We start from the raw sequence: 12,024 nt of genomic DNA, 5'->3' as shown, positions 1-12,024 counted from the left end.
TCGACAACTCGACCTGGTTACGGTACGCGCGGCTGCGCCATCCGGTCAAACCAGCGCTGCCCGGGAGACACTATCCACAGGCTGGGGACAACAACTTGAACCGCATGGGTCGCCCTGACTACCGTGGCTGGACTCTGATTCGTTCCCTTCTCGCAGCCCCATCTGATTCGTTCCGCCCGCCCAAGCTGAGTTCCAACCCAATCCGTCCCAAGAACCACACGTTCGTGGGACCCGTGAGAGAGCGTGCCCTGTGGCTGACGTACCTGCCGATCTTGCCGCAGTGTGGCCACGAGTATTGGAGCAACTTCTCGGTGAGGGCCGCGGACAGGGTGTCGAGGCGAAGGACGAGCACTGGATCAAGCGCTGCCAGCCGCTGGCCCTGGTCGCGGACACCGCGCTGCTCGCGGTCCCGAACGAATTCGCGAAGGGCGTCCTCGAAGGGCGCCTGGCGCCGATCGTCAGCGAGACGCTGAGTCGCGAGTGCGGCCGCCCGATCCGTATCGCGATCACCGTCGACGACTCAGTCGGCGAGCCCCCCGCCCCGCAGGCGCCGCCCGCCCAGTCGCAGCAGCGCTATGAGGAACCGGAGCTCCCTTCCTCCCAGGGCCGTGACGGGTACCGGGGGTACGGCCGCCACCGTGCGGACGACCGCATGGACGACCATCCACAGGGCCGCCCCGACCAGCAGCAGCCCGGCCGCGGGGACCAGCTCCCCACGGCCCGCCCCGCGTACCCCGACTATCAGCGTCCCGATCCCGGCGCCTGGCCGCGGCCCTCGCAGGACGACTACGGCTGGCAGCAGCAGCGCCTCGGCTTCCCGGACCGGGACCCGTACGCGTCGCCCTCGCAGGACTACCGGCCGCAGTCCCCGGACCGCTCGCCGTACGAGCAGCAGAGGTCCGACTACGAGCAGCAGCGGCCGGGGTACAACCAGCCCCGCTCCGACTACGACCAGCGTTCGGACCGCCGCGAGCGGCCCGATCCGCCGTCGCAGTCCGGTACGGGCCACGTCCACCGCGGTGGTCCCGTCGGCTCCTCACTGCCCGCCTCCAGTGGCGCCCCCGGCCCGCTGGCAGCGCAGCCGGCGCCGGCTGCGGGTCCCGGCGAGCCCACCGCACGCCTGAACCCGAAGTACCTCTTCGACACCTTCGTCATCGGCGCCTCGAACCGCTTCGCCCACGCGGCCGCGGTCGCCGTCGCCGAAGCACCCGCGAAGGCATACAACCCCCTGTTCATCTACGGGGAGTCGGGGCTGGGCAAGACGCACCTGCTCCACGCGATCGGGCACTACGCCCGCAGCCTCTACCCGGGCACCCGTGTGCGGTACGTGAGCTCGGAGGAGTTCACCAACGAGTTCATCAACTCCATCCGCGACGGCAAGGGCGACAGCTTCCGTAAGCGCTACCGCGAGATGGACATCCTGCTGGTCGACGACATCCAGTTCCTGGCGGACAAGGAGTCGACGCAGGAGGAGTTCTTCCACACCTTCAACACGCTCCACAACGCGAACAAGCAGATCGTGCTCTCCAGTGACCGGCCGCCCAAGCAGCTGGTGACCCTGGAGGACCGACTGCGGAACCGTTTCGAGTGGGGCCTGATCACCGATGTCCAGCCGCCCGAGCTGGAGACCCGTATCGCCATCCTCCGTAAGAAGGCGGTGCAGGAGCAGCTCAACGCACCGCCCGAGGTCCTGGAGTTCATCGCGTCCCGGATCTCGCGCAACATCCGCGAGCTGGAAGGCGCGCTGATCCGGGTGACGGCGTTCGCGTCGCTCAACCGGCAGCCCGTGGACCTCGGTCTGACGGAGATCGTCCTCAAGGATCTGATCCCGGGCGGCGAGGACTCGGCTCCGGAGATCACGGCGACGGCCATCATGGCGGCGACCGCCGACTACTTCGGCCTCACGGTGGACGACCTGTGCGGATCCTCGCGCAGCCGCGTACTGGTGACGGCACGCCAGATCGCCATGTACCTGTGCCGCGAGCTCACCGACCTCTCTCTGCCGAAGATCGGCGCGCAGTTCGGCGGCCGGGACCACACGACCGTCATGCACGCAGACCGCAAGATCCGCGCGCTGATGGCCGAGCGCCGCTCGATCTACAACCAGGTCACCGAGCTCACGAACCGCATCAAGAACGGCTGACAGCCACGGCGGTACGTCGCTGAGGGCGCCCCGGGACATGTTCCTGAGGGCGCCTTTCGCTGTTCCGGCACGCTCGCCGGAGGGGTCTGCCGTCCCGCACCGAAGCGGTCTGCTGGCCCACGCCGAAGGGGTCTGCCGTCCGCGGAAGGGGGCCTGGCGTCCTTCGACGGCCACCGGCGCGGCACCCGCTGGGCATCCGCTGTTCGAATTACGCGCCCGGTTACGGCCGCCCTCCACAGATCCGGGGACTTTCTCGCGTCCACACCCTGGGGACTGTGGAGTTGTCCAGATCGTGTCCACAGGGTGTGCTGGTGAAAGACGATCAGGCCAGGTCAGTCGGCTGTGGATTCGTGGACGGACGATCTCCACAGACTGTGGACGACGAGAAGATCCACAGGCTGTGCAGAGAGTTGTCCACCGGCGGCCCACAGGCTGGCGCCGGTTGTCCCCAGCGAACCCCGGCTTCTCCACACCGCTGTCCACTGTTCGGCAACGCGACGCGCCCTCTCACCGTGTCGAGTGAAAGGCGTCACACCAAGGTGTCCGGTTGGCCTGTGGGGAACGTGGGTAAACCTGGGGACGGCGCTGGGGAGAAGTGCCCCGAGTCTGTGCATCGGGTGTGCAGAACTTTTCCCCGTCCACAGCGCACCCCGGTTTTCCACCGCCTCCGCCCACAGGGCCAGTGGACAAAAAACCGATCCTGACCTGCGAATACGCGGTTATCCACGGTATCCACAGCCCCTACTACTACTCCCAACTAGAGAGAGTCTGGGAATCGATTCGAAGTGGGGGCTGTGCACAACTCGCGCTCGGCGCCTCAGGTGCCGCTCGGAACGACTTGACCCCGAGGGGCACCGACTGTCAGTGCGGTGCGTCAGACTGGACCCCGGTGTCCTTCCCCTGAGCGGGCTGAGCGACACCGAGTCAGACGACGAAGGCCAAGCAGGGCGAGAGCGCCGGCAACAGACGGAGGCGGCAACGGTGAAGATCCGGGTGGAACGCGACGTACTCGCGGAGGCAGTGGCCTGGGCGGCACGCAGTCTCCCGGCCCGTCCGCCGGCGCCTGTGCTCGCCGGCCTTCTGCTGAAGGCGGAGGAAGGCGCACTGAGCCTCTCCAGCTTCGACTACGAGGTCTCGGCACGCGTCTCCGTGGACGCCGAGATCGACGAGGAAGGCACGGTGCTCGTCTCCGGCCGCCTGCTCGCCGACATCTGCCGCGCCCTCCCCAACCGGCCGGTGGAGATTTCCACAGACGGTGTACGGGCGACCGTGGTGTGCGGCTCCTCGCGCTTCACGCTCCACACACTGCCTGTGGAGGAGTACCCCGCGCTGCCGCAGATGCCGTCGGCGACCGGCACCGTCCCCGGTGAGGTCTTCGCCTCCGCCGCCGCCCAGGTGGCCATCGCCGCCGGGCGTGACGACACGCTGCCCGTCCTCACCGGCGTGCGCATCGAGATCGAGGGCGACACGGTCACTCTGGCGTCCACCGACCGCTACCGCTTCGCGGTCCGCGAGTTCCTGTGGAAGCCGGAGAACCCCGAGGCGTCCGCGGTCGCCCTGGTGCCCGCCAAGACGCTCCTGGACACCGCCAAGGCCCTCACGAGCGGCGACAGCGTGATCCTGGCGCTGTCCGGCTCCGGCGCGGGCGAGGGCCTGATCGGCTTCGAGGGCGCGGGCCGGCGTACGACCACCCGCCTGCTGGAGGGCGACCTCCCGAAGTACCGCTCACTGTTCCCGACGGAGTTCAACTCGGTCGCCGTCATCGAGACCGCCCCCTTCGTGGAGGCCGTCAAGCGCGTGGCCCTGGTGGCCGAGCGGAACACCCCGGTGCGGCTCTCCTTCGAGCAGGGCGTGCTGATCCTGGAGGCCGGTTCCAGCGACGACGCACAGGCTGTGGAAAGGGTCGACGCCCAGTTGGAGGGCGACGACGTCTCGATCGCCTTCAACCCCACGTTCCTGCTCGACGGCCTGAGCGCCATCGACTCGCCCGTGGCCCAGCTCTCCTTCACGACGTCCACCAAGCCGGCGCTCCTCAGCGGCAAGCCCGCCGTGGACGCGGAGGCGGACGAGGCGTACAAGTACCTGATCATGCCGGTGCGGCTCAGCGGCTGACGAAGACCGCAGGTCGGGGCGTACGTCTGAGCGGCTATGCCCACAGGTGTGCAGGAGCGTCCGGGTTTAGGCTCGGACGCAGGTACGAAAGTGCCCTCCTGCCACGTCGCTAGTTAAGGAACAACCTGATGGAGCTCGGTCTCGTCGGCCTCGGCAAGATGGGCGGCAACATGCGCGAGCGCATACGCCGCGCAGGCCATACCGTCATCGGATACGACCGCAACCCGGACCTCGCCGATGTCCACAGCCTCGAGGAGCTTGTGGGCAAGCTCAAGGGTCCGCGCGTGGTGTGGGTGATGGTCCCTGCCGGAGCGGCGACCCAGTCCACCGTCGACGAGCTCGCCGCTCTCCTGGAGCCCGGCGACGTCGTCGTGGACGGCGGCAATTCGCGCTGGACGGACGACGAGAAGCACGCGGAGGAGCTGGCGGCCAAGGGCATCGGGTTCGTCGACTGCGGCGTCTCAGGCGGCGTCTGGGGCCTGGAGAACGGCTATGCGCTGATGTACGGCGGGGACGCCGAGAACATCGCCAAGGTGCAGCCGGTCTTCGACGCGCTGAAGCCCGAGGGCGACTCCGGCGCCGTGCACGCGGGCAGGGTGGGCGCCGGGCACTTCTCGAAGATGGTCCACAACGGCATCGAGTACGCGATGATGCAGGCCTATGCCGAGGGCTGGGAGCTCCTGGAGAAGGTCGACTCCGTCACTGATGTGCGCGAGGTCTTCCGCTCCTGGCAGGAGGGCACCGTCATCCGTTCCTGGCTGCTCGACCTGGCGGTCAACGCGCTGGACGAGGACGAGCACCTGGAGAAGCTGCGCGGTTATGCACAGGACTCCGGCGAGGGCCGGTGGACTGTGGAAGCCGCCATCGACAACGCCGTCCCGCTGCCCGCGATCACCGCGTCGCTGTTCGCGCGGTTCGCGTCCCGGCAGGACGACTCCCCGCAGATGAAGATGGTCGCGGCGCTGCGGAATCAGTTCGGTGGCCACGCGGTCGAGAAGAAGTAGCCCCGACGAAGACACGAAGAAGCGAGAAGAAGTAATCCACAGGTCCGCTCCGCGGATCCACAGCCTGGGGGAGGTCGGCGAACGACCATGCACGTCACGCATCTGTCGCTGGCCGACTTCCGCTCGTACGCCCGGGTCGAGGTCCCGCTCGACCCGGGCGTCACCGCGTTCGTGGGGCCCAACGGACAGGGCAAGACCAACCTCGTCGAGGCGGTCGGCTATCTCGCCACCCTCGGCAGCCACCGGGTCTCGTCCGACGCACCGCTCGTGCGCATGGGCGCCGACCGCGCGATCATCAGGGCCAACGTCCGACAGGGGGAACGGCAGCAGCTCATCGAGCTCGAGCTGAACCCCGGCAGGGCCAATCGTGCCCGTGTCAACAGGTCCTCGCAGGTCAGACCCCGTGACGTGCTCGGCATCGTACGGACCGTGCTGTTCGCCCCCGAGGACCTCGCGCTGGTCAAGGGCGATCCTGGCGAGCGCAGGCGCTTCCTCGACGAGTTGATCACCGCACGCTCCCCGCGCATGGCGGGCGTGCGCTCGGACTACGACCGCGTCCTGAAGCAGCGCAACACGCTCCTGAAGTCGGCCGCGCTCGCCCGTCGCCACGGCGGCCGCACGATGGACCTGTCCACGCTCGACGTGTGGGACCAGCACCTCGCGCGCGTGGGCGCCGAGCTGCTCGCCCAGCGCCTCGACCTGGTCGCCGCGATCCAGCCGCTGGCCGACAAGGCGTACGAGCAGCTGGCGCCCGGCGGCGGCCCCGTGGCCCTGGAGTACAAGCCCTCCTCGCCGGAACTCGTCGGCCACGCGCGCGAGGAGCTCTACGAGCAGCTGATGGCTGCCCTGGTGGAGACCCGCAAACAGGAGATCGAGCGGGGCGTCACTCTCGTCGGACCGCACAGGGACGAACTACTTCTCAAGCTCGGCGAGCTGCCCGCGAAGGGATATGCGTCACACGGCGAGTCCTGGTCGTACGCACTGGCGCTGCGGCTGGCCTCGTACGACCTTCTCCGGGCCGAGGGCAATGAGCCTGTGCTGGTCCTCGACGACGTGTTCGCCGAGCTGGACACGCGCAGAAGAGAACGCCTCGCGGAACTCGTGGCACCCGGAGAGCAGGTGCTGGTGACGGCCGCGGTCGACGACGACGTACCGGACGTGCTGACGGGGACGCGGTTCACCGTGTCCGAGGGCACGGTGGAGCGCGTATGAGCGAGAACACACCAGAGCCGAAGAAAGCGCCCGAACCCTCCGGCGTCGACCTCGCGCGTGTGGCCCTGCGCGCCGCGAAAGAGCAGGCACGCGCGCGTGGGGACGCGGTGCGGCAGAAGAAGCAGGCGCGGCGCGGTGGTCTGCGCTCCGGCGCGCACGCCGACGGGCGCGACCCGATGGCGCTCGGCTCCGCCATCAACCGGCTCATCACCGAGCGCGGTTGGGAGACCCCGGCCGCCGTCGGCGGTGTCATGGGCCGCTGGCCGCAGATCGTCGGCGACGACCTGGCCAAGCACTGCGTACCGGAGAAGTACGACGAGGACGAGCGCGTACTGACCGTGCAGTGCGACTCGACGGTCTGGGCGACCCAGCTGCGGCTGCTCGCCCCGCAGCTCGTGGCTCGCCTGAACGAGGACCTCGGCCACGGCACGGTCAGGCTGATCAAGGTGTACGGACCCGCGGGTCCCGCCCGCCGCTTCGGCCCCCTGCGCGCGCCCGGCAGCACGGGTCCCGGTGACACCTACGGGTGAGGCAGACCGGGCGGTATGCCGTTCGTTGCGGGGGGTTGACACCTCGAAGCGCTGAGTGGCGCTCTGCGCCTCTTTGAGCCCGGGTCCGCATATGGGGAGTCGGTGGAGACCGGTTCAGGGCGGCACATGCGGACTCAGGTACCGGCAAACCCCCATCACTGTCGGCGCTACCGGTAGACTGGAGGCTAATCCCGCCCCACTTGTGGGACACACCGAGCAACGCTGACAAAGGCTTACCAACGCAACACGCCGCAGCCGCTCCGGCCACCCGTCGAGAGCTTGGTTTGTGCTGTGCCAGAAAGGGCGCTTCGTGGCCGATTCCGGCAACCCCAACGAGAACATCCCGTCCACCGACGTCGGCGCGAACGGCGAGGCCAACACCTCGAACGGCGAGGTCATGGCCACGGCGTACGACGCCAGCGCCATCACCGTCCTCGAGGGTCTGGACGCGGTCCGCAAGCGACCGGGCATGTACATCGGCTCGACCGGTGAGCGCGGACTGCACCACCTCGTGTACGAGGTGGTCGACAACTCCGTCGACGAGGCGCTGGCCGGCCACGCGGACACGATCGACGTCACGATCCTCGCCGACGGCGGCGTACGCGTCGTCGACAACGGCCGGGGCATCCCGGTGGGCATCGTGCCCTCCGAGGGCAAGCCCGCCGTCGAGGTCGTGCTGACCGTGCTGCACGCGGGCGGCAAGTTCGGTGGCGGCGGCTACGCGGTCTCCGGCGGTCTGCACGGCGTGGGCGTCTCCGTCGTGAACGCGCTGTCCACGAAGGTCGCCGTGGAGATCAGGACCGACGGTCACCGCTGGACCCAGGACTACAAGCTGGGCGTCCCGACGGCTCCGCTGGCTCAGCACGAGGCCATCGACGAGACCGGCACGTCGGTCACCTTCTGGGCCGACGCGGACATCTTCGAGACCACGGATTACTCCTTCGAGACGCTGTCGCGGCGCTTCCAGGAGATGGCGTTCCTCAACAAGGGTTTGACGATCAAACTCACTGATGAGCGCGATTCGGCGAAGGCCACGGCGGGAGCCGACGAGGCCGGCGCGGACGAGATCCAAGAGGTCAAGACCGTCACGTACCACTACGAAGGCGGCATCGTCGACTTCGTGAAGTACCTCAACTCCCGCAAGGGAGACGTCATCCACCCCACCGTGATCGACATCGAGGCCGAGGACAAGGAGCGCCTGCTCTCCCTCGAGGTCGCGATGCAGTGGAACAGCGGCTACAGCGAGGGTGTGTACTCCTTCGCCAACACCATCCACACGCACGAGGGCGGTACGCACGAGGAGGGCTTCCGGGCCGCGCTGACGGGTCTGATCAACCGGTACGCGCGCGACAAGAAGCTGCTGCGTGAGAAGGACGACAACCTCACGGGTGACGACATCCGCGAGGGTCTGACGGCGATCATCTCGATCAAGCTGGGCGAGCCGCAGTTCGAGGGCCAGACCAAGACCAAGCTGGGCAACACCGAGGCGAAGACCTTCGTCCAGAAGGTCGTCCACGAGCACATCAGCGACTGGCTGGACCGCAACCCGAACGAGGCCGCGGACATCATCCGCAAGTCCATCCAGGCGGCCACCGCGCGTGTGGCGGCTCGTAAGGCCCGCGACCTGACGCGCCGCAAGGGCCTGCTGGAGACGGCGTCCCTCCCGGGCAAGCTGAGCGACTGCCAGTCGAACGACCCCGTCAAGTGCGAGATCTTCATCGTCGAGGGTGACTCCGCCGGCGGTTCGGCCAAGTCCGGCCGCAACCCGGAGTACCAGGCGATCCTGCCCATCCGAGGCAAGATCCTGAACGTCGAGAAGGCGCGGATCGACAAGATCCTGCAGAACCAGGAGATCCAGGCGCTGATCTCGGCCTTCGGTACCGGGGTCCACGAGGACTTCGACATCGCGCGGCTCCGCTATCACAAGATCATCCTGATGGCGGACGCCGACGTCGACGGCCAGCACATCAACACCCTGCTGCTGACCTTCCTGTTCCGCTTCATGCGGCCGCTGGTCGAGGCCGGGCACGTGTTCCTGTCCCGCCCGCCGCTCTACAAGATCAAGTGGGGTCGTGACGACTTCGAGTACGCGTACTCGGACCGTGAGCGCGACGCCCTGATCGAGCTGGGGAAGCAGGCCGGCAAGCGCATCCGCGAGGACTCGGTCCAGCGCTTCAAGGGTCTCGGCGAGATGAACGCCGAGGAGCTGCGCATCACGACCATGGACCAGGAGCACCGCGTCCTCGGCCAGGTCACCCTCGACGACGCCGCCCAGGCCGACGACCTCTTCTCGGTCCTGATGGGCGAGGACGTCGAGGCGCGTCGCGCGTTCATCCAGCGCAACGCCAAGGACGTCCGCTTCCTCGACATCTGAGTCGGTCTCAGCTGACCGCACCAGGAAGGATCTTCACCAGCAATGGCCGACGAGAACATCCCGAGCATCCCTGAAGAAGAGGGCGAGATCGCTCTGCGTGTCGAGCCCGTCGGGCTCGAGACCGAGATGCAGCGCTCGTACCTCGACTATGCGATGTCCGTCATCGTGTCGCGCGCGCTGCCCGACGTACGGGACGGTCTCAAGCCCGTCCACCGCCGTGTGCTGTACGCCATGTACGACGGCGGCTACCGGCCCGAGAAGGGCTTCTACAAGTGCGCCCGTGTCGTCGGCGACGTCATGGGCAACTATCACCCGCACGGCGACTCCTCGATCTACGACGCGCTGGTCCGCCTCGCGCAGCCGTGGTCGATGCGGATGCCGCTGGTGGACTCCAACGGCAACTTCGGCTCTCCGGGCAACGACCCGGCCGCCGCCATGCGGTACACCGAGTGCAAGTTGATGCCGCAGTCCATGGAGATGGTCCGCGACATCGACGAGGAGACCGTCGACTTCACGGACAACTACGACGGCCGCTCCCAGGAGCCGACGGTCCTGCCGGCCCGCTTCCCGAACCTGCTGATCAACGGCTCGGCGGGCATCGCGGTCGGCATGGCCACCAACATCCCGCCGCACAACCTGCGCGAGGTCGCGGCGGGCGCCCAGTGGTACCTGGAGAACCCCGAGGCCTCCCACGAGGAGCTCCTGGACGCGCTGATCGAGCGCATCAAGGGCCCCGATTTCCCGAGCGGCGCCCTGGTAGTGGGCCGCAAGGGCATCGAGGAGGCGTACCGCACGGGCCGTGGCTCCATCACGATGCGCGCGGTCGTCGAGGTCGAGGAGATCCAGAACCGCCAGTGCCTGGTGGTCACGGAGCTCCCCTACCAGGTCAACCCGGACAACCTCGCGCAGAAGATCGCCGACCTCGTGAAGGACGGCAAGGTCGGCGGCATCGCGGACGTCCGCGACGAGACGTCGTCCCGTACGGGCCAGCGCCTTGTCATCGTCCTGAAGCGGGACGCGGTCGCCAAGGTCGTCCTGAACAACCTGTACAAGCACACCGACCTGCAGACGAACTTCGGCGCCAACATGCTGGCGCTGGTGGACGGCGTGCCGCGCACGCTGTCGCTCGACGCGTTCATCCGCCACTGGGTGAGCCACCAGGTCGAGGTCATCGTCCGCCGCACGCGCTTCAGGCTGCGCAAGGCCGAGGAGCGCGCGCACATCCTGCGCGGCCTCCTGAAGGCCCTGGACGCCATCGACGACGTCATCGCGCTGATCCGGCGCAGCGACACCGTGGAGATCGCGCGTGAGGGCCTGATGGGCCTCCTGGAGATCGACGAGATCCAGGCCAACGCGATCCTCGAGATGCAGCTTCGCCGACTGGCTGCTCTGGAGCGCCAGAAGATCGTCGCCGAGCACGACGAACTCCAGGCGAAGATCCGCGAGTACAACGAGATCCTCGCCTCGCCCGTGCGCCAGCGCGGCATCATCAGCGAGGAACTCGCCGCGATCGTCGAGAAGTTCGGCGACGACCGCCGCTCCAAGCTGGTGCCCTTCGACGGCGACATGTCCATGGAGGACCTGATCGCCGAAGAGGACATCGTCGTCACCATCACGCGCGGCGGCTACATCAAGCGGACCAAGACCGAGGACTACCGCTCGCAGAAGCGCGGCGGCAAGGGCGTACGCGGCACGAAGCTCAAGGAAGACGACATCGTCGACCACTTCTTCGTGTCGACGACGCACCACTGGCTGCTGTTCTTCACCAACAAGGGCCGCGTCTACCGCGCGAAGGCGTACGAGCTTCCCGACGCCGGACGTGACGCGCGTGGACAGCATGTCGCCAACCTGCTGGCCTTCCAGCCGGACGAGGCGATCGCCGAGATCCTGGCGATCCGCGACTACGAAGCGGCGCCCTACTTGGTGCTCGCCACCAAGGGCGGTCTTGTGAAGAAGACGCCCCTGAAGGATTACGATTCACCGCGCTCGGGTGGCGTCATCGCGATCAATCTCCGTGAAACGGAGGACGGTTCCGACGACGAACTGATCGGAGCCGAACTGGTTTCATCAGAGGATGATCTGCTTCTGATCAGCAAAAAGGCACAATCGATCAGGTTCACGGCGACGGACGACGCGCTGCGCCCCATGGGCCGTGCGACCTCGGGCGTCAAGGGCATGAGCTTCCGCGAGGGAGACCAGCTCCTCTCGATGAATGTTGTTCGACCCGGTACGTTCGTGTTCACTGCCACAGACGGTGGGTACGCGAAGCGGACCGCCGTCGACGAGTACCGCGTCCAGGGTCGCGGTGGCCTCGGTATCAAGGCCGCCAAGATCGTCGAGGATCGCGGCTCGCTCGTCGGCGCGCTGGTGGTCGAGGAGACGGATGAGATCCTCGCCATCACGCTGTCCGGCGGTGTGATTCGTACGCGAGTCAACGAGGTCAGGGAGACGGGCCGTGACACCATGGGCGTCCAACTGATCAACCTGGGCAAGCGCGATGCCGTCGTCGGTATCGCTCGTAACGCCGAGGCCGGTCGAGAGGCCGAGGAAGTCGACGGCGCGGTCGACGAATCGGACGAGGTCGAGACGGTCGCCGGCACGGACGAGGGCGAGCAGTCCTCGGACGAGTAGCGCGAGGAGTGAGTTCAT

Annotated in this window: 7 protein-coding genes; all 7 read left to right on the top strand. The window is 67.7% G+C overall.

Features of this window, described 5'->3' with window-relative positions:
- Positions 1-250: 250 nt before the first annotated feature.
- Positions 251-2,143, top strand: a complete 1,893-nt coding sequence (dnaA, locus tag GAS53_RS10730; protein WP_151477252.1) for a chromosomal replication initiator protein DnaA — start codon at positions 251-253, stop codon at positions 2,141-2,143.
- 981 nt (positions 2,144-3,124) lie between these two features.
- Positions 3,125-4,255 (top strand): DNA polymerase III subunit beta, encoded by a 1,131-nt coding sequence (gene dnaN, locus GAS53_RS10720; protein ID WP_151477251.1) that lies wholly within the window; start codon positions 3,125-3,127, stop codon positions 4,253-4,255.
- 128 nt (positions 4,256-4,383) lie between these two features.
- Positions 4,384-5,259, top strand: coding sequence for a phosphogluconate dehydrogenase (NAD(+)-dependent, decarboxylating) (gene gnd, locus GAS53_RS10715; protein ID WP_151477250.1), 876 nt, complete (start codon positions 4,384-4,386; stop codon positions 5,257-5,259).
- Positions 5,260-5,346: 87 nt separating this feature from the next.
- Positions 5,347-6,471, top strand: a complete 1,125-nt coding sequence (gene recF, locus GAS53_RS10710; protein ID WP_151477249.1) for a DNA replication/repair protein RecF — start codon at positions 5,347-5,349, stop codon at positions 6,469-6,471.
- A complete protein-coding gene (locus GAS53_RS10705; protein ID WP_151477248.1) occupies positions 6,468-7,001 on the top strand; it encodes a DUF721 domain-containing protein in 534 nt (177 codons plus the stop codon). Before recF ends, GAS53_RS10705 begins: the two co-directional genes overlap by 4 nt.
- Before the next feature lie 286 nt (positions 7,002-7,287).
- Entirely contained in the window at positions 7,288-9,375 is a 2,088-nt protein-coding gene (gyrB, locus tag GAS53_RS10700; protein WP_151477247.1) for a DNA topoisomerase (ATP-hydrolyzing) subunit B, read from the top strand.
- A 42-nt stretch (positions 9,376-9,417) separates the two neighbouring features.
- A complete protein-coding gene (gene gyrA / locus GAS53_RS10695) occupies positions 9,418-12,006 on the top strand; it encodes a DNA gyrase subunit A (RefSeq protein ID WP_151477246.1) in 2,589 nt (862 codons plus the stop codon).
- Positions 12,007-12,024: the final 18 nt, after the last annotated feature.

Source organism: Streptomyces albicerus, from assembly GCF_008905045.1.
GTDB classification, from domain to species: Bacteria; Actinomycetota; Actinomycetes; order Streptomycetales; family Streptomycetaceae; genus Streptomyces; species Streptomyces albicerus.
Note: the sequence above shows the minus strand (reverse complement) of the source record. Positions and strands in the feature narration are given on the sequence as shown.